Source organism: Candidatus Goldiibacteriota bacterium HGW-Goldbacteria-1 (genome assembly GCA_002839855.1).
Classification (GTDB): Bacteria; Oederibacteriota; PGYV01; order PGYV01; family PGYV01; genus PGYV01.
This window is the reverse complement of record PGYV01000001.1, coordinates 136,041-158,318: the sequence shown is the minus strand read 5'-3', so window position 1 is coordinate 158,318 and position 22,278 is coordinate 136,041. Positions and strand designations below refer to the sequence as shown.

General features: G+C 45.7%; 7 protein-coding genes. All 7 read left to right on the top strand.

From position 1 onward, the window contains the following. Positions 1-462 precede the first annotated feature (462 nt). Positions 463-4,296 (top strand): hypothetical protein, encoded by a 3,834-nt coding sequence (locus CVV21_00600; GenBank protein ID PKL92875.1) that lies wholly within the window; start codon positions 463-465, stop codon positions 4,294-4,296. A 215-nt stretch (positions 4,297-4,511) separates the two neighbouring features. Beyond that, complete coding sequence (locus tag CVV21_00595; GenBank protein ID PKL92874.1) at positions 4,512-7,337, top strand: hypothetical protein; 2,826 nt, start codon at positions 4,512-4,514, stop codon at positions 7,335-7,337. Positions 7,338-7,403: 66 nt separating this feature from the next. Next, on the top strand, positions 7,404-8,366 hold the full coding sequence (locus CVV21_00590; GenBank protein ID PKL92873.1) for a hypothetical protein: 963 nt from the start codon (positions 7,404-7,406) through the stop codon (positions 8,364-8,366). Between the two features lie 24 nt (positions 8,367-8,390). Further along, positions 8,391-11,294, top strand: coding sequence for a hypothetical protein (locus tag CVV21_00585; protein ID PKL92872.1), 2,904 nt, complete (start codon positions 8,391-8,393; stop codon positions 11,292-11,294). Between the two features lie 246 nt (positions 11,295-11,540). After that, positions 11,541-15,827 carry a hypothetical protein gene (locus tag CVV21_00580; GenBank protein PKL92871.1) on the top strand — a complete coding sequence of 1,429 codons (4,287 nt, stop codon included), beginning with the start codon at positions 11,541-11,543 and terminating at the stop codon, positions 15,825-15,827. A gap of 93 nt (positions 15,828-15,920) precedes the next feature. Continuing rightward, on the top strand, positions 15,921-17,129 hold the full coding sequence (locus CVV21_00575) for an AAA family ATPase (protein ID PKL92870.1): 1,209 nt from the start codon (positions 15,921-15,923) through the stop codon (positions 17,127-17,129). A 564-nt stretch (positions 17,130-17,693) separates the two neighbouring features. Continuing rightward, on the top strand, positions 17,694-22,157 hold the full coding sequence (locus tag CVV21_00570; GenBank protein PKL92869.1) for a hypothetical protein: 4,464 nt from the start codon (positions 17,694-17,696) through the stop codon (positions 22,155-22,157). Positions 22,158-22,278: the final 121 nt, after the last annotated feature.

Sequence of the window (22,278 nt, the reverse complement as noted above, 5' to 3'; positions counted from 1 at the left end):
TAATCAAACAAACTTGAAATCTCCGGTTGGTTAACGTCGTTGGCAACCGGGAACTTGCGGTACATCCGAATCTGCCGGCGTGGCATTACATCCGGATTGCCGCATACATACTTGGTTATCGCGGCACGCACTGAAAAAACACACCCAACCCCTGTGGTTTTCTTCTAATTATCCAATTTCGAATTTTCAATATTTGTTTTATGTTTGTTTTTTATTTCCGTCCCTCGTGTTTACCGGGCTTGGTTATATGCAGTGGTAGGCGCATCCCTTTAGGGTGCGGCAGTTTGTTTTTATTTTACTTCCGTCCCTCCGTGCATCCGTCCCTCTGTCCCTCGCATTTTCTGACCTTTTCCGCTCCTACGAGCTGCCGTTTTTTACAGGAACTTCTATAAAAACTGCTTGTCTAATCTTTTAAGTATAGGTATAATTAACAGGTTAACCGATTAAATAAACGAGGTTATTATGATTAAAAACTTGCTAAAAATGCGAATTATTATTGGAACGCTATTCCTCATTATAATACACACCTCCATATTTGCTGATACCTGCAATTTACCATTCCCACAGGGACAGGATTACCCTTACGGGCTCCGTCCAAATAATTACACTCAGGCTCAGATGAACCAGCATGTTCAGGCGTGGTTTGATAAGTGGCGCGCAAAGTATCTTACTCAAAATAATTGTGCTGTGGGCGAATGGCGTGTACAGCGCACAGAAACAGGAAATACAATTCATAAAGGTTGCCCTGAAAATGATACCGTGTCTGAAGGCATAGCATACGGGATGGTTGTATGCGTTTATATGTCATCCGCGACAAACAACACCAAACAGTATTTTGACGGGATGTGGAATTATTATCAAAACCATCTTGACGGAAACGGGCTTATGAACTGGCAGATACCTTACTGTGACAGCGGCGGCGCCGCCATTGACGCTGATCAGGATGTGGTGCAGGCGCTTATAATGGCGGACAAACAGTGGGGAAGCGGCGGTGCGATTAATTACCGCAACGAAGCAATTGCGCTTGCTGCAAAAGTGCTTCAGTATGAAATTACCGCGGCCAATGACATAAGGCCGGGAGATGGATGGGACGGCGGCAACCCGTCTTACTTTGCGCCGTATACTTACAGAATGATAGGCGATTATACCGGAGTGACAAGGTGGTACAGCGTTGCAAGCAGGACGTATAACACAATTGTTAAATATTATTACAATTCATCAATGACATATGACAGCGCACTTGGAATATATACAGGATTACAGCCAAACTGGTGTAATTATGACGGCACTTCCTGGAGTCCCGGCGATTGGGCGATGGAATCAGGTACGTGGTGGTGGGATGCTATACGCCACGCATGGAGGCAGGGTTATGACTATGTATTATATGGAACGTTAAATCATCAGCTTGCACAGGATAACTCTTTCAGGGTCTCGCAGTATTTTAAAACCAAGTATAGCGGAGCCCCTTCACTTATTAAATCGCATTATCAGCTTAACGGAACAGAACATTCTTACTGCCGCGATGACAGGACTCCTGATTTATGCGATGAAGATGTAATGAACCTTCCGGGCCCTGTGGGTGCTGTCGCGGTTGCCGCAATGGCAGGGCAGGATCAGAACTGGTTAAATGCGCTTTACAACAGGCTTGTGACAATGGACGCGGGCAACGGCCCCGGTGAACTTACAGAAACCGGTGTAATGTGGGGCACGGATTATTTCTGTGACCTTTTAAAGATGCAGTATATGCTTGTGTTAACCGGCAATATGCCAAATCCTAACGGCAATTACCCGACACCCACGCACACATACACATGGGATCCGGCAATACCCACTTTTACGCCTACGCCCACTGTTGCCGCGGGAATGTTTGATGACTTTGAAACAGGCGTGCTTTCCAATCCCGATACTTCGGAATCAGGCGGCGGTTCCACTGCAACTCTTACAAATTCAACGGCCGATAAATACGAAGGCGCGCGTTCAATGAGAGTGGATACAACAGGCACAGGCTGGGCTTTAATTTCTATAAATTCGCCTTATGACGGCGGATATGGATACAGAGATTTTACCGGAGCTGCAGCGCTTACGTTTTATATAAAGGCGCCTGCCGGAAAAGCTTTTTTCATACAGCTTACTGAATCAATGGCAAACGGCGGCGACGGAGAAAGGTTCAGCAACAGGGGAAATGCTTTGACCACTACCGGGGCTTGGCAGCCGGTCACAATTAACCTTTCAAGCCTTACAAGAGACCAATACACGCCGGCTTATGGAGATAATGCACTTGATATTCAGGCAATACAATCATTTGTTATGCAGCTTGAAAATCCCGGAACAACTACGGCTTACGTTGACCGCATTATGTTTACAGGTACGTTCCCGACAGCCACGCATACAGCAACCAGTACTCCCACAAGGACGCTTGTTAACACGTACACTTTCACATATACCGCGACAAGCACCAATACAGTTAATCCAATGTGGACGCATACTTTTACTAACACATACACAAACACGGCAACCAATACAAACACTTACACCGTGACGAATACAGCCACGCAGACACCCACGCTGCCGCCGATACCTTTTGGAGTTTTTGATAACTTTGAATCCACAATGCTTGAAAGCCCAAATTCAGAAACCGACGGCTCTACAATTGTCACGCTTGCCAACACGACTGAAGATAAGCACAGCGGCACGCGCGCCCTTAAAATAACTTTCAGCACTCCTCCTTCTAACTGGGGGGCTGTGGGAATTATCGGTTCGCCTTATAATCAGGCGGCAGACCCGGAATATTATATAAATTTTACCGGCGCTGACACTATGACGTTTTGGATAAAAGCAAAGCTTGGCGATACGTTCTTTATTAAACTGCAGGAATCTGATGCGGCAGGCGCGGACGGCGAGTACTGGTCAAACAGGGGCGGTGACTGGACAGGCACAGGCGCGTGGCAGTTAATAACAGTTAACCTTGCTGATCTTGGCGTTGACCCTTATTCCGGAAATCAGGGGGGCAACAAAACCCTTGACCTTCAGGCGATAAATGATTTTGCAATTCAGTTTAATGCCGGAACCCCGGGGCCTATATACATTGATGATATTGAATTCTCCGGCATGAGCACGCCGACGCAGACGCCTACAGTGCAGTCAACTTCAACTTACACCTATACGTTTACAAATACTTACACGAATACAAACACCGCGACAGCCACGTATACTTATACTGAAACAAGCACCAACACGCCGGAAATACCCACTTATACTGCCACCTACACTTATACCGGCACTGATACGGCAACTTACACACACACTTATACTTCAACTGCAACGGCGACAAATACAAACACTTTCACCAGCACGCACACGGCCACAGTAACAGACACTCCTCCGCCGGGCAGCACAGACACGCACACGTTTACCGTGACAAATACTTTTACCAATACAGCAACTTATACCAATACACCCACAGATACCAATACTTATACCGCAACTTATACAAATACCCCCACGTATACTTATACAAACACCAATACCGGCACAAACACGCACACAGCCACAATTACAGACACTCCGCCGCCGGGCAGCACCAATACGCATACATTTACTGTTACAAATACTTCTACAAACACCGCAACGTACACTTATACTGATACGGCCACGAACACATCAACACACACGGCAACTGTTCCCACAGCCACTTACACATATACAGCCACCAATACCAATACAGCCACAAGCACCAATACGTTTACAAATACAAATACAGCCACGATAACCAATACTGTTCCGCCGGGTAGTACCAATACATACACGCACACTGTCACTAATACGTTTACCAACACCCATACGTTTACAAATACGAATACGGCGGTTCCTGCAACTTTCACATACACTTATACTCAGGTAATTACCCAAACAGCCACTTACACCGCCACTTCGGTTATCGTTCCCACAAGCACTTATACACCCACATCACAGCCTACGGAAACTGATAAACTTGAAATAAAAGACAGGCTTGTTTATCCCTGCCCGTGGAACACGGACAGCGGTCAGAGTTTAAAGATACGGTTTACCGCCACAAAACGTTTCACATCCGCCAGAATATTTATTTACACGGTGAATTTCAGGCAGATTAGAATGCTTGAAACACCCGGCGGGCACGCGGGGCAGAATATAATTGAGATTCATCCGAATTATCTTAAAAACCTTTCCAATGGTTCGTATTATTATCTGATAACGGCAAGAGACACCGCCGGTAAAGAAGTACGGGCAAAAGTGGATAAAATTTTAATTCTGAAATAAACCATAAATAAAAAATCAGTTTTTGCGCAAAAATAAAAGGAACCTTTAATAATTGCTTACGAAAGTGTTTTCGTGAAATTATGGTTGACAACGGTATTTCAAGGCAGTATATTCTATATATATAAAGGAAAGAACTAAAACAGTGATAGATTGTCTAAATAAACAGTTTTTGGGATAAAATAATATGATAAACCGGTTAAGCAGAGGCTGATTGAATGAAAAAAAGGTTAATGGTAACTGCCGCAATATTTTTATTAATACCTGCAGCTTTGTTATTTTCAGCAATACCGGGGCAGGTAACCGTAAACGGCACTCAGTTTGAAGTGTGCGGCAACAGGATATGGTTAAGCGGCTGCAATACGCCGTGGGATAACTGGAATGATTTTGGCGGAAGCTATGACAGCGCTTTCTGGGGGCAGCACTTTGCGGACCTTCACGCGGCAGGGGTTAACGCCAGCAGAATATGGATAACATGCAGCGGCGAAGTGGGAATAAATATCAGCACAACAGGTGTGGTCACCGGCGGCACCGCCGCGCACTGGGCAAATCTTGATGACATGTTCGCGAAAGCGCAGGCCAACGGAATTTATATCATGGCCACGCTGATTTCTTTTGACCATTTTAAACAACCCAATACAACATATCAGCGCTGGAGAAACTGGATAGCCAGCGATTCCAATATTGACACTTACATCAACACATACCTTGACACTTTTTTAACAAGGTACGCGTCCAATCCGGCGCTTTGGGCAATTGATTTGTGTAATGAACCTGAATGGGCAAGCTCCACTGAAAACACGGGGGAGCCTGCCGTGTACGGCGCCATTGACTGGGCGCGACTTCAGACATATTTTGCAAAGGCCGCGGTTAAGATTCATAAATACAACCAGGCAAACGGCACGGGTGTGCTTGTGACAACGGGAATGGGGTACATAAAATATAATTCCGATACAAGGTCGCTTGGCGGAAGTAATATAGTAAGCGATTCCGCGCTTGGCGCTTTAATAACCACCACGGCTGACAAGCCGCTTGCGAAAATGGATTTCTGGTCTCCGCACTATTATCCATGGCAGGATACCTGGGGATGGAAGCCGTTTGAATATACGCCATTGGCGTTTGGCCTTCCTAATGACAGGCCTGCGGTTATCGGAGAGTGCCCGAACAAATACGGTTCATCACGCGACAGTTCCACTATGGTTCCGAATAATATATCCGGATACCTTAAAATAGATTATACAAACGCATATAATAACGGCTGGCAGGGAATTTTTCCATGGACTTCTAATAATGCCGGTTCCGGAGATTTTGGCGACCTTGATAATGAACTGCGCCCTGCGGCGCAGCAGATGCAGACTATGATACCCGCGCTTGTGGCCCTTCCGGTTTGCGGCACGCCCACATACACGTGGACGCCGGGCGGCCCCACTGCCACATTTACTTCCACGGCAACCAACACGCACACCTCAACTGTAACGCCCACGCCGATGCCGTACACGATTATATATGACGGTGATACCACAGGCGCAAGGATTTCAAACGGCACAATTTACAATGATACAACAAGCACAATTACAGAGCAGACAGGCGGCGTTTCCGGAAACGCGATGAGCATAGTATATACGGCTGACGCGGATTACTGGCAGGAAGCGCGCTGGGACATGTCTGTGAATCCTTTAATAGGGGCAAATATTTATCTTACTTTTGAAATAAAGTCTGTTTCGGGAAATCCGGGTGATATTTTACTTAGGGTAAACTGGGGCAGCATTTATCCGAATATCGCGGGGTATTTAACCACAGGTACGGCCATTGACACAACGTGGAGGACCGCAAGGGTGCCGCTTGCTGATATTATTGAAGCCGGACAGATAGCGCTTGATTTTATAATTTTTATTAATAACAGCAATAATGCCGCGTCTGTACTTGTGGACAATATAAGGCTTGAATCAACAGGCGGTACAACAGCCACGCCTACTTACACAAATACAAACACCCCGATAGTCCCTACAAACACAAGTACATATACCAATACAAATACAAACACGCACACGGCAACCAACACGGCAACTTTGCCCGCAAGCACCAGCACCTATACGGCAACACACACGGCGACAAATACGGCGACGAATACTTATACGCACACAAATACTTATACCGCAACTGATACGGCAACTGTTCCCACAAGCACAAACACACACACCGCGACAGTTACAGATACGGTTATTCCCGGCAGCACGGATACAAATACCTATACGGCAACTTATACGCACACAAATACAAACACTTTTACCGCAACACACACGGCGACAAATACAGCCACACACACTTACACAAATACAAATACGCATACAGCAACTGATACGGCGACAGTTCCCACAGGCACAAACACGCATACCGCGACAGTTACAGATACGGCAATTCCGGGAAGCACGGATACCAACACCTATACGGCAACTTATACGCACACAAATACAAACACTTATACCGCAACGCCTTCATCTACAAACACGTCCACGCACACCGCAACACATTCCGCGACAAACACAAGCACTAATACGGTATCATTACCGACAAACACGTATACAAGGACATATACAAACACAGCCACAAGGACGCATACTTACACGCGGACAAATACACCTGCCCCGCCCACGTTAACTTTTACAAATACATACACACATACACCAACACAGACACACTCTTACACTGCGACGCCTACCGCGACATCATTACCTGCTGACGCGGATGAACAGAAGATAGAAGATATTTTTGTCTTCCCGCATCCTTATAATTCTGATGAAGGAAATATGCGTGTAAGGTATAAAATTACAAAAAGGGCTTCGGAAATTAACCTTAAAATCTATTCTGCATCTTTCAGGTTAATAAAAGAGATTCAGATAGGCGCGGATTTATACGCGGGCGAACACACGGCGGAAGTAAGCAGAAGAAAGATGAATCTGTTTGCCAACGGGTCGTATTACTTTGTGATAAAGGACGATACAGCCGCTTCTTCCAAACTGCAAAAACTTATAATCCTGAAATAAAATAATTGCGCTTTTTTTGAATTTATTGTATAGTTTTAGGTAAACGTTTACCTAAAAGGGGCATAATTGAAAAAGACAACAATTAAAGATGTGGCAAAAAAAGCGGGCGTGTCTTATGTGACTGTTTCCAAGGTGTTTAATAACAGGGGGGCAATTTCTGAAAAGACAGCCGAAAAAATAAAAAAGATAGGCGCTGAATTAAACTACACGCCGGACAGGGCGGCAAGGGCGCTTGTGTCAGGAAAGTCAGAAACCATTGCTGTTGTATCGCCGGAATTTGCAAGCGCGTTCACGCAGCTGCTGTTTGAAGGGCTGCAGGAAAGTTCCTTGAAAAGCGGAAAAGAGATGAATTTTTTCGCGACCGGCGCCACAGGCGAAGGGCTTGAGCACATAATTGAATCAATTTACGCGGAAAAAAAAGCCGGCGCTGTCATTGTGATATCGCAGTGCCCCGAAGAAGCGCAGATTAAAAAATTAAAAGAAGCAGGCATAAGGGTTGTCCTTATAGAGGGGAAAAGCGAAAATGCCGTGTGTATAAGTTCGGATAACATAAAAGGAGGATACGAAGCCGGAATGCGGCTGCTGTCGGGGAAATGCAGGCGCCCGGGGATTATTGTTGGCGATGTAAAGTATATAAGTTCACAGTCCGAAAGGCTTGCCGGTTTTTTAAAAGCGTTAAAAGAAAAAGGGGTTCTTAAAAACGGATATGAGACCTTTGAAATCCGTAAACATAATTTTCAGGACGGCAAGAACGCTTTTAACAGTTTTGTTGAAAAAGGCGTTGACTGCGTTTTCAGCGCTGCCGGCGATGTGCCGGCTTACGGCTTTCTTTTTGAGGCAAGAAAACAGCGGGTATCCGGCATAAGGATAATAGGGTTTGACGACGCGGTAATGTCCGAAGGCATGGGGCTTACCACGGTGAAACAATACGTAAAAGAGATGGGAATGGCGGCCTTTGACGCCGCGGCGGGAAAAGAGAATACAAACCTTTCATTTGTGACAAAACTTATAACAAGGGAAACGGCTTAAAGCCGTTGTATAAGGAGGATTAATATGAAAAAACTTTTAGCGGTTTTAATGTTTATAATTACCGTGCCCTTTTTCGCTTTTGCGGGCGACTGCACGGTTGATGCCTCTGTGCAAAGGCAGTATATAAGGGGCTTTGGTGCGTCCACCGCGTGGAGCGACTGGGGCGGAAATTCCGCTGACAACGCGTGGCTTGTGGCGCACACGAATGATTTTTATACGGACACAACAGGAATTGGGCTGACCATGATAAGGGCAAGGATAAACCCGGTAAGCAGCCAGTGGGGCGGGACAGCCGCGCCTTTAAAAGCGGCTCAGGACCTTGGGGTCACCGACATATTTGCCACGGCGTGGACTCCGCCCGCGGAATGGAAAAGTAATAATGCCACTGATAATGCCAACGGCGATTACCTGCTTCCGGAATATTACGATGAATACGCGGAATTTCTGCGCGATTACGTTATATATATGAGAGATTCTCAGCAGGTAAATATTACTTCTATTTCTCCCGCCAACGAGCCGGATTATAAAGTAAGTTATGACGGTTGTACCTGGTCAGGCGAACAGCTGCGTGATTTTTTAAAAAACAATTTAGGGCCCACCTTTGCAGCCGCGGGGCTTACAACCAAGCTGGTAATAGGCGAATCATTTAATAATAATAACAGTTATATTATTCCGTCGGTAAGTGATGCGGCGGCGCGCGCGTACCTTGATGTTGGCGCCACGCACTTTTATGGCGGCGGGCCTACCGCCTGCCCGGAACTTGCGGCCAACGGCAAGGAATACTGGCAGACGGAAAAGTCAAGTTTTGAAACTTACGACGGGACAATGACGCACGGGCTTGTAACCGCAAGATGGCTTCATACAGGGCTTGTAACCGCAAGTTACAACGCATTTTTTTACTGGTGGCTTGGTTCGGACCAGACCAACGAAGGGCTGATGAGTGAAACTTTGGGCATCCCAAAAAGGTATTATACTTTTGCTAATTTCAGCAAATTCATAAGGCCGGGTTATTACAGGATAGACGCGACACAGGCGCCGACTTCAAATATAAACGTGTCCGCTTATAAAAACCCCACTAACACACAGCACGTGATTGTGGCGATAAACAACGGCACATCGCAGGTAAGCCAAAGGTTTAACCTTTCAGGCATAACTGCCGGTGTTTTTACCCCGTATATTACGTCTTCGTCGCAGAACCTTGTCAAACTTGCTGATGTTGTGGTTTCCGGAGGTTCCTTTACATATAATCTTCCGGCGCAGAGTGTTATATCTTTTGTATCGCCTTCAGGGCCCACTCCCACTCCCACAAACACGTGGGACCCTTTAATCCCCACATATACATCCACATATACAGCCACCGCGACAGCAACGCCTGCCAGCGTGCTTCTGGATGATTTTGAAGATAATAATACGGTTAATAATTTATCCGGCGACTGGTATAAATACAGCGGTACAAATTCAAATAATTTCGCGCTAAGGCTTGAAAGCCCGGGTTATAATTCTTCTTCTTACGCGATACACGTTACAGGCAATGTATCTGATTACGGCGGGTTTGGAACAAATTTAAGCGCTGTGCAGGACCAGGCAATTGATTTAACGTCTTATCAGGGAATAGAGTTTTATATAAAAGGAAGCGGCAGTTGTTTTGTTCAGTTCCCGCAGCCGTCAATTACGGGCGGGGATAATTATGGAAAGCAGGTTTCGGCGTCTTCAACGTGGACAAAGGTCACTGTTTTATTTGACGGCCTTGCCACAAGGTGGGGCGAAACCGCGGCGTTTACGCAGAATGCCATAAGCGCCATTCAGTGGTCAAACGCGGCCAACGGGGCTTATGACATAATGGTTGATGATGTAAGGTTTATATACGCGGCGGGAGTTGTAACGTCCACCCACACGCATACCAACACGGCAACGCACACAGCTACTCATACAAATACAAGCACTTACACTGCAACTGTGCCCGCAAGCACAAGTACATACACTGCCACTATTCCTGTAAACACAAGTACGCACACTGCTACATATACGCATACTTACACTTATACAAATACAAACACGGCGACGCATACAGTTACAAATTCGCCGGCAAGTACAAATACGGCAACACACACGGAAACAGAGCCTGTGAATACGGCAACCTACACTTATACGCACACAAATACTTATACCGCAACTGATACGGCAACTGTGCCCACAAGCACAAACACGCATACCGCGACAGTTACAGATACTGTTATTCCGGGCAGCACGGATACCAACACCTATACGGCAACATATACGCACACAAGTACAAATACTTACACCGCAACTCCTTCGGCGACAAACACCGGCACTAATACGGCAATAGCCCCGACAAATACATACACGAGCACTGCGACATATTCGGCTACAAACACAAGCACGAATACAGTATCATTACCCACAAACACGTACACGCATACCGCTACTGTGCCGACAAACACTCATACAAGGACGTACACAAACACAGCCACAAGGACGCATACTTACACGAGGACAAATACACCTGTCCCGCCCACGTTAACCTTTACAAACACGTACACTAATACACCAACGCAGACTTATTCTCAAACGCCCACTCCCACTGCCACATCACAGCCGGCAGACGCGGATGAGCAGAAGATAGAGGATATTTTTGTTTTCCCGCATCCGTATAATTCTGACGGCGGCGATATGCGCTTAAGGTATAAGATTACAAAAAGGGCATCGGAGATTAACCTTAAAATTTACTCTTCATCTTTCAGGTTAATAAAAGATATCATAATAGGCGCGGATTTATACGCGGGCGAACACACAGCGCAGGTAAGCAGAAGAAAGTTGAATTTGTTTGCCAACGGGTCGTATTATTTTGTAATAAAGGATGATTCCGGAGCGGTATCAAAGGTTGAAAAACTGATTATTTTAAAATAGCAAATTAAGCTATAGTGAAAACATAAGTATAAGCGTTTTAAGCAATTAAGCTATAGTGTAAAAGATAGCACCTTAGCATTTTAAGCAATTAAGCTATAGCGAAAGCTTAAAGAACTTTTTTCCGCTTATGCTTAACTGCCTATAGCTTAAACCTCTATTCTTCCGCACAGAAACATTGCCGTTTCTATATTGTCTAAATATAGTATAATAATTTTATAACCGCTTGTGTTTTAATTAAATCGGGAGATGTTGATGAAGAAACTGATTATTGTGGCTGTTTTTATGCTTTTTGCGGCGTCTGTTTTCTGCGTTAATGTCACAATTGACGTAACCGCGGAACGCGCACCCATATCCAAACACATCTACGGGGCAAATATTGCCGGTGACCCGGAAGACCCAACCCAATACCAGCTTGCGGATTCTGTTAACTGGGCGTCGCGCAGGCAGGGCGGCAACAGGTTTACGGCATATAACTGGGAAATAAACGCCAGCAACGCGGGGGCGGATTACGGTCCAAACAGCAGCGACCCTTACCTTTGTCAGGCGTATGGCGTGACAAACTGCGATATTCCGGGCGAAGTGCTTACCAGATTTCACAATCAGTGCTTAACCCGCGGGCAAAGCAGCCTTGTAACAGTTCAGATGGCGGGCTTTGCGGCAGCGGATAAAATATGGAATAACGGCGACCCCGGGACCGCAATTGCCAACCTGACAACTGACCGGTGGAAAACCGTAATATCCAAAAAACCAAGCGGGGCTTTTCTTACCGCGCCTGATATCAACGATGAATATGTTTATATGGATGAATACGTAAACTGGATGGTAAATAAATTCGGCGGCGCGTTATCGCCAAACGGCGTAAAGATGATATCGCTGGATAACGAGCCCACGTTATGGGCGACAACACACCCGCGCGTGCACCCCACGCCGGTTACTTTTGCGGAACTTAAAGATGAGAGCATAGCGCTGGCAAAAGCGATAAAAGACGTGGACCCCAACGTGGAAATATTCGGCGCCGCGGATTTTGGCTGGTCCGCTTTTGTGAATTTAAACAGCGCGGTTGACGCGAATACAGAGGGCGCACCATATACGGGGGCTTTAAAATTCACTGAATATTACCTGGATAAATTTGAAGCCGCGTCTGCGGCTTACGGCAGAAGGTTATTGGATGTAATTGATGTGCACTGGTACCCTGAAGACAACGGAAATTTATGCAGGATAGTTTATACTGACTATGACAATGACTGCCCAAATAAAACAGATTATTCCATAAACGCTGACGCGCGCATGCAGGCGCCAAGGTGTTTGTGGGACTCCACGTACAACGAAGATTCATGGATACCAAGCCCAATTAACCTTATAGGCAAATTACAAACGGCAGTCAACACGTATTATCCGGGTACAAAAATATCAATTTCAGAATATGACTTTGGCGGCGGCACGCATTATTCCGCGGGAATTGCGCAGGCTGACGCGCTTGGCGTTTTTGGAAAGTATGGTGTTTACGCCGCGTATTATTGGGACATAACACCCGGGCCTTATACGCTGGCAGGTGTAAAACTTTACAGAAATTATGACGGCGCAAAATCAACTTACGGTGATACAAAGGTAAAAGCAAATACCGATGACGTGGCGTCGATGCCTGTGTACGCGTCGCAGTTTAACAGCGATCCCGGCAAGCTTCATATTATAGTCATAAACAGAAGCGGCAGCTCCAAGCCCGCCAATATTTCAATTAACGGGCCGTATATGTTTGATTCGGGCAGCGTCTGGGGCTTTGATTCCACAAGCTATACTTTAACGGCAAGGGCGGCTGTGGGCACAATTACAGGCAATGCTTTTACATACAATGTGCCGGCATACACCGCACTGCATATGGTGCTTAATTCTTCAATGATAACACCGACGTTCACTGCAACCATAAATCCGCTTTTTACCCATACGTTTACATACACTCCCACAGTAACGCCGGAGCCCGGCGTGATACTTGATGATTTTGAGGACGGCAACACAAATAATAATCTTGGCGGGCCGTGGTATAAATACAGCGCCGCCACTTCCGATAATTTTAATTTCCGCCTTGAAACGCCGGGTAATTTATCTGCTGCATACTGTGCGCATATAACCGGAACCGTGAATACGGGAGATTATGGCGGGTTCGGGACAAATCTTGACGCCGGCGCTGATGTCCCTGTTGATTTATCTGCGTATCAGGGAATAGAATTTTATATAAAAGGAAACAGCACATCAACGTGGATGCAGTTTACCCAGCCGTCTATTACCAATTATGATTATTTCGGGAAGGCAATAAACATAACAACAACGTGGACAAAGGTGACAGTTTTATTCTCTGAAATGCTTCCAAGAAGCGGCACTGTAAGCGTTCCGCTTACAGTGAATGAAATTGTAGCGATACAGTGGGCAAATAACGGCGAAGGCGCGTTTGATATTATGATAGATGATATAAAATTACTGCCTGCCGCGGTTTCAACGCCCACGCATACGGCCACAAATTCCGCCACGCACACTTTCACGGCAACATATACAAATACATCCACAAATACCAACACGTATACTTCAACAAATACTCCGATAATCCCGACAAACACAAATACTGACACGGCTACTTTTACTTCAACTGATACCCCGACTGAAACTTTCACAATACCCGCGAATACAAACACTTATACGGAAACATACACGCAGACAGCAACATACACAAATACTTCTACGCAGACCGATACGGTTACGCGGACTTATACAAATACTTTTACCGATACAGCGACCGCAACATACACGTTTACAACCACAGAGACTCCTTCTTCACCGTGCCCGCTGATATTCTCCGATGAATTTGAAAGCGCTTCAATTGATGGAACAAAGTGGGTATTTGAAACTGGCTCCGGCGGGTGGGGCAACAACGAACTTCAGTATTATACAGACAGGGCTGATAACGCGCGGATAGAAGGCGGAAATCTTGTGATAGAAGCGCGGCAGGAAAGTTACGGCGGCAGCGCTTACACATCGGCAAGGATGAAAACACAGGGGCGTTTTTCCGCAATGTACGGCAGGGTGGAAGCAAAGATAAAACTGCCTTATGGGCAGGGAATATGGCCGGCGTTTTGGATGCTGGGGGACGATATAGGAACGGTAGGATGGCCCGCGTGCGGCGAGATTGATATAATGGAAATGATAGGCGGCGGGGAAGACAGGGACGATACCGTATACGGCACGGCGCACTGGGAATATAACGGGCATGCCTCTTATGGCGGGCACACGGAACTTCCTGACCCGCAGTATTTTTACGAGCAGTATCACGTCTTTGCGATTGAATGGGACAGTAATTATATAAGGTGGTACCTTGACGGCGTTCAGTACCACGTCATAGACATAACGCCTGCTGACCTTTCTGAATTAAATCAGGATTATTTTATAATTTTGAATATTGCTGTCGGCGGCAACTGGCCGGGAAGCCCTGACGGAACAACTGTATTTCCGCAGAGGATGTACGTGGACTGGGTAAGGTGGTATAACTGCGATGCGCCGACTTATACTCCGACAGCAACGGTGCCCACTTCAACCTATACCAATACGGCAACTTACACTTACACAGCCACAGCAACAAATACAACCACGAATACGCAGACTTATACACGCACTGCTACAGAAACTCCGACGGATACGGAAACTGTCCCTGTAAATACAAACACACACACGCAGACTTATACGAACACATATACTTATACAGACACACACACCGCAACAGAGACGCATACAGTGCCGGCAGGTTCTACTGACACGCCCACTTTTACGGAAACTGTCCCCGTAAATACAAATACACACACGCAGACCTATACGCATACATATACCAATACAGATACGCATACCGCGACAGAGACGAATACGGTGCCGGCAGGTTCAACTGACACGCCCACTTTTACGGAAACACAAACCGTTGTAAATACTAATACATATACGCAGACTTATACTTACACAAATACAAACACACAGACCTTTACCGTAACCTACACGCATACTTTTACAAATACCAATACATACACGCCGACAAATTCCAATACTGTACCTGCAAACACAAGTACATATACACATACTTACTCCGAGACGCCGACAGAAACTGCAACATCTTCAAATACTGCCACGCAAACATTTACATATACACCAACTTTAATACCTGTGTTTACAGTAACACCTACGGCAACAGAGGGTGAAAAGATGGAGATAAAAGATTTAATCGCATATCCTAACCCTTTAAATCCTGTAAAAAACGGGTTGTGGATTAAATTTACCGCCGCAAAGTCCGGTAAAAATACTGTTTTAAGGGTTTATTCATCAGGGTTCAGGTGTGTTAAAGAGGAAAAACTGGGCGTAATAACAGCGGGAGAAAACAGGTATTACGTGGCGGGAAAAACTTTTCAAAACCTTGCAAACGGCACGTATTATTATGTTGCCGAGACAGAGGTTATAAATGAAAAGTACAGGTCAAAAGTAAACAAATTAATTATTTTAAAATAGTATTATTCTCTGAAATTAACCAATTCGCAAATTTAACATGCCATGTTAAATTTGCGAATTGACATTTTACCCGGGTTTGTGTATATTTAAGCCATGGAAAAATATATTAAAAGGGAAATTGAACAGGAACTAAAAGCCTCTCTTATGGAATTTCCGGCTGTAGCGTTAACAGGGCCAAGGCAGGCGGGAAAATCAACCATGTTGATGAAGGCGCTGGGCAGCCGCTATGGATATGTTTCCCTTGACTCTGAAAACGAGCGCAGGCAGGCGAAGGAAGACCCCGCATTTTTTCTTAACAGGATGCCTGAAAGGGTTATAATAGACGAAATACAATATGCGCCTGAACTGCTTCCGGAAATTAAGCTTGCAATTGATAAGGATCCAAAAAAGGCCGGAAGGTTTGTCCTTACCGGTTCACAATATTTTCTTATGATGAGGGACTTTTCTGAAACTCTTGCGGGAAGGCTTTTTGCACTGCGGATGCCGCAGCTTTCACTTGGTGAAATATCAGATTTTACAGGGATAAATAACGGGAGAAGATTGTTTGAACATGCCTGCCTAAGGACAACGTACCCGGCTCTTACCGCTGATATGAAAAGGGACAGGCATAGATGGTATACAGGATACCTTAATACATATATTGAAAGGGATGTCAGGTCGCTTTATAACGTGGGGGATACCAGAGAATTTGACATAATGATACGCATGCTTTCAGGTGTGCCCGGGCAGATTTTGAATATGAGCAAACTGGCAGCAGGTTCGGGTGTAAGTGTTACAACGATTAAAAGATGGCTGTCAATACTTGAAGCAAGCGGTTTGATATATATTCTTAAACCGTGGCACGCGTCGGTAAAAAAAAGATTTGTAAAAAGCCCCAAAATTTACTTTACTGATACAGGGCTGATTTGCCACTTAAACGGAATCAGGAACGCGGAAGATATTTACAGCCACAGGCTGTTTGGCGAGCTTTTTGAAAATTATTGTGTCAGTGAAGCGTTGAAATGTTTTATGAATATGGGAGTCCCGCCTGATGTATATTATTACAGGGAGGACAAAGGGCCGGAGGCTGACCTTTTGATAAATACCGGCGGGAAAATGCATGTTTTTGAATTTAAGGCCGGGATGAAAGCGGAAAGAAAAATGGCAGATACAGCCGAAGCGTTAATTGCAGGAAGAGGGGGAGTGGAAGCGGTATCAGGTGCTGTCGTTACCTTAAATGATACGCCAATGCAGTTGTCCGGTTTTGTAAAAAGTATCGGTACCGCGCAGATGGTAAAAGAAATAAAAAAAATTGTTAAGTAGTATTAATTACCGGCATAGCCGGGAAAGACTCTTGCCCGCTGCGGCAAAACATTACTGCCATGCTGCCAAACGTCAAAGCATCAAAGCGTCTAAGCCTCTGATACTATTTATGGGATATGGGATAAATGTCCATGGGTTAGGCAATATTCTAATCCTCTGTTTTACAGGTGTTGGGTATATTTTTTCAGCACGCGCCGCAAATTGATATGTTTGTATCCAATTAAGTTTGAAATCAGTATTGTGTTAATTCATTGGCAATCGTGAATTCGCGGCACATACGGATATGCCGGCGCTGCATTAAACAGCCCCTGCCGTATACATGGTATGTTTGCGCGGCACGCACTGAAAAAACACACCCAACCCCTGTTTGTTTTTGCCTTTCCAATTTTCGAATTTCGAATTTTCGATATTTGTTTTCCTTCCGTCCCTCTGTCCCTCTGTGCATCCGTCCCTCTGTTCTTCCGTCCCTCACAGATTATCCCGTTGAATCAAACGTTTAAATAGGGTATATTATATATAACCGAAAACATCTATTCAGACGCATACCGAAAAAATGGGGTAAATATGAAAAGAACAGTTTTAACCCTTATTTTGATAACTGTCTTTTTACAGCCGGTATTTTCCGCCAGGTATATGGAAAGATTAAACCGCGGAGTGGTGGCTGTAAGGACAGGCACAAACACGGTTTACGTGGGATGGCGAATGTTTGCCACAGATCCCGCGGATATCTCCTTTAATGTTTACAGGGGCGGCGTGAAAGTCAATTCATCCCCGTTAACAGGTTCAACAAACTTAACCGATAATACAACCGCAAATTCAACTTACACTGTCCGTGCTGTAATCGGCGGAACAGAGCAGGGCGATTCAGAGTCCGCGCCCGTTTGGGCACAGCAGTATAAAACAATTAACCTTACTAAGCCCGCATCGCAGACAATGCCTGATTTTACAACGTGCAATTATACGGCAAATGACTGTTCTACAGGCGACCTTGACGGCGACGGCGAATACGAAATAATTCTTAAATGGGACCCTGATAATTCCAAAGATAACTCACAGTCCGGTTATACCGGAAGCGTCTTTCTTGACGCGTACAAACTTAACGGGACTTTAATGTGGCGTATTGATTTGGGAAAAAATATCCGCGCCGGCGCTCATTACACGCAGTTTATGGTGTACGACCTTGACAGTGACGGAAAGGCGGAAATTGCGTGCAAGACTGCGCCGGGGACAAAAGACAGCAGCGGCGGTTTTTTAAGTACGGGCCCTGCGGCTTCTGATCAAGACGGTGATGATTACAGAAACAGTTCGGGATATGTGTTATTAGGGCCGGAGTATTTAACTGTTTTTAACGGGCAGACAGGGCGTGAAATTACCACAATAAATTACAATCCTCCAAGGGGAACAGTATCGTCGTGGGGAGACGATTACGGCAACCGTGTGGACAGGTTTCTGGCAGGTGTGGCGTATCTTGACGGCGTTAACCCAAGCCTTGTAATGTGCCGCGGCTATTATACCCGCGCGGTGCTTGTGGCGTATGATTTTAACGGTACAGCTCTTACGCAGCGGTGGGTCTTTGATTCCAATTCAGCCGGAAATTCCGCATATTACGGGCAGGGCAATCATAATTTAAGCGTAGGCGATGTTGACGGCGACGGGCGGGATGAAATTGTGTACGGCGCGTGCTCTATAGATGACAATGGAACAGGGCTTTATTCAACAGGGCTTGGCCACGGCGACGCGTGCCATCTTGGCGATATGGATCCTGACAGGGCAGGGCTTGAATATTTTCAGCCGCACGAAGATGTAAGTGCTTTTGGACAATACGGCGCGGAATACAGAGACCCTAAAACAGGAGACCAGCTGTGGGGATACCCATCGGCTGTTGATGTTGGAAGAGGCTTGGCCGCAGATATTGACGGCAATTACCGGGGCTGGGAAATGTGGGCTTCCAATACAGACGGCGTCTATAATGTAAACGGCACGCGCATTTCAACTTCAAAACCTTCCATTAACCACAGAATATACTGGGACGGCGACCTGCAGGATGAACTGCTGGACGGCACCAAACTTGATAAGTGGACAGGAAACGGCACAACAAGGCTTTACACTTTTTATGCCGTGAATGACGCAAAAGAAAATAACGGCACAAAAGCAAACCCGGGCCTTACCGCGGACATCTTAGGCGACTGGCGCGAAGAGGCAATATACAGAAATTCTTCTGACACACAGCTGATGATATATACGACAGTTATAGAAACAAGTTATAGGTTTTATACTTTGATGCACGATTTTCAATATAGGGTTTCTGTGGCGTGGCAGAATGTGGCTTATAACCAGCCGCCGCACGTTTCGTTTTATCTTGGCGACGGCCCGTCAGCGCAGCCGTCAGTTCAAATTTTTTATCCCGGTAATACGCCGCAGCCGACATTTACTTTTTCGCATACTTACACTTCCACCCTTACGCCCACTTTGACGCCGACTCCGCAGAATTATTTTGTATTTCAGGCGGAAGACGGCTGTTCTTACGACGGCATAATAGAAAGCACAAACGCGGGTTATACCGGAACAGGGTATATAAACCTTAATAACGCCGCGGGAACGGCTTATACCTTTGCGCTTAATATGTCATCCGCGGCAAATGTTAACCTTACTTTCAGGTATGCCAACGGCAGCGCCAATAACAGGAATATGGAAATAAAAATTAACGGCGCTGTTGTATCATCATCTTTTGACTTTAACACCACATCCGCGTGGACTGTGTGGCAGGAAAATACTTTTAACGCCGCCCTTGCCGCGGGGAATAATCTGATAACGCTTACTTCGCTTACAGCTGAAGGCGCCCCGAATATTGACAGGATATCCGCTGTATCAGCAAATATCTCCGCGGGCAGCTGTTCTGCCCCGTCGGCAACACCTACTTACACTTACACCGTAAATTCAACTTCCACTGCGACGTATACGCCCGTGCAGACACAGTCAGTATTAACAGACGGTATGGTGGGCTTTGCAACGCAGAATGGCGGAACAACCGGAGGGGAAGGCGGAGTTATTTATGACGTCACAAATCTGGCTGACCTTATCACTTACGCCGCGGGCGACACGCCGGCTGTTATAAGGGTTACCGGTGAAATTAACAGCGGCGATGACAAAGGTAAATCGGTCAGGGTGGGTTCCAACAAAACCATTATAGGGTGCGGCAGCGGCGCGTTTTTTAACGGTATAGGACTAATGATAAGCAATGAGAGCAACATTATAATAAGAAATATTAAGTTTACGCTGGTGTCCATAACCAATACCACTGACCCCGCTGTATATGACCCGGACGGCGATGAAGGCAGGCCGCAGATAATAGTAAACGGCGGAGACTGTGTAAGCATTCAGAACACCTGTACCAATATATGGGTTGACCACTGCGAATTTTATCAGCAGGACCCGAACGTGCAGACTAACCAGGATTTGTATGACGGGCTTCTGGATGTTAAAAATAATTCAAATTATATAACTTTATCGTGGAACTATTTTCACGACCACCACAAATGCCACCTTGTGGGAAGTTCGGACAGCGATAATTACGATAGAAAGATTACTTTCCATCATAACCGTTACAACAATATTAAGGAAAGGATGCCAAGCTACCGCTTTGGCACGGGCCATGTTTATAATAACTATTTTTATGACGTGCTTTCGTCAGGGGTAAATTCAAGGATGGAAGCGTGTTTAAGGGTGGAAAATAATTACTTTGAAAATTCCGATGACCCGATATTGACCGCAAACAGTACGCTTGACGGGTATTGGGATTTAAGAAGCGGTTTTAACGGCGCGGACAATTCAAACATTTATCAAAACTGCACCAACAACAGGCCCACGTCATCCACCTGTACTTTTAATCCAACTTACGATTACTCCGCCGCGCTTGAACCGGCTTCATCTGTTAAGGCGTCCGTTATTGCCGGCGCCGGAATCGGAAAAATTGACACTGGGTGCGGCTCAACCCCGACAAACACTGCTGTTGTAACTGCCACGTACACGCGTACTAATACAAACACTATTCAGCCTACAAATACCTTTACTTCAACCCATACAAATACAAACACCGCCACGCATACTTCAACACACACATCAACTTACACCGCGACTGATACCGCGACAAACACAAGCACGCACACGGCAACACACACGTCGACGGTGCCTGCAAACACAAGTACGCATACTGCGACACCTTCGGCGACAAACACAAGTACATACACTGCAATAGTGCCGACAAACACAAGCACGTACACCGCAATAGTGCCGACAAACACAAGCACGTACACCGCAATAGTGCCGACAAACACAAACACGTACACCGCGATAGTGCCGACAAACACAAACACGTACACCGCGATAGTGCCGACAAACACAAGCACGTACACCGTAACAGTGCCGACAAACACAAGTACGTACACCGCAACAGTGCCGGCAAACACAGCCACACAGACCGCGACTAATATTCCGAACAGCACAAATACAAACACATATACAGCAACACATACTGCGACAAACACAAGCACCCAAACAGCCACAAATACTTACACAAAAACATATACAAATACCGCTACAAGAACGCATACGCTTACAAATACACCTGTTCCACCGACTTCCACGTATACAAATACTTATACATATACAGCAACGCAGACATATACGCATACACCCACCCCGACATCCACTTTGTTGCCGCCGGATGCTGACAAGCAGCAGATTAAAGATGTGCTGGTTTACCCGCACCCGTACAATCCAAATGACAGTATGTTAAGGATAAGATATACGCTTACCAAAAAAGCAAAAGAAGTTAATCTTAAGGTCTATTCCGTTTCATTCAGGCTTGTAAAAGAGATTAAACTTTCCGGTGAAGTTTACGCCGGAGTTAAAACCGCGGAAATACCCGCATCCCGCCTTAAAACTTTCGCCTGCGGCACGTATTATTTTGTCATACGGGATGATTCCGGTGCCGCTTCAAAAACGGATAAACTGATAATAATTAAGTAAATTATCATTCGGAATTCGGAAAATATTACCCTGAACCCTGCCGGTATTTCACAGGTATTGACATAAAAACATTCTAAGGTGTATAATCTCATTTATATTTAAAGGGCAATACATTAAAAAA

What these genes read in the sequence shown, in the direction of transcription:
- CVV21_00600 (PKL92875.1), top strand. Translation starts at nt 463, where the DNA reads ATGATTAAAAACTTGCTAAAAATGCGAATTATTATTGGAACGCTATTC.
- CVV21_00585 (PKL92872.1), top strand. Translation starts at nt 8,391, where the DNA reads ATGAAAAAACTTTTAGCGGTTTTAATGTTTATAATTACCGTGCCCTTT.
- CVV21_00595 (PKL92874.1), top strand. Translation starts at nt 4,512, where the DNA reads ATGAAAAAAAGGTTAATGGTAACTGCCGCAATATTTTTATTAATACCT.
- CVV21_00570 (PKL92869.1), top strand. Translation starts at nt 17,694, where the DNA reads ATGAAAAGAACAGTTTTAACCCTTATTTTGATAACTGTCTTTTTACAG.
- CVV21_00580 (PKL92871.1), top strand. Translation starts at nt 11,541, where the DNA reads ATGTTGATGAAGAAACTGATTATTGTGGCTGTTTTTATGCTTTTTGCG.
- CVV21_00575 (PKL92870.1), top strand. Translation starts at nt 15,921, where the DNA reads ATGGAAAAATATATTAAAAGGGAAATTGAACAGGAACTAAAAGCCTCT.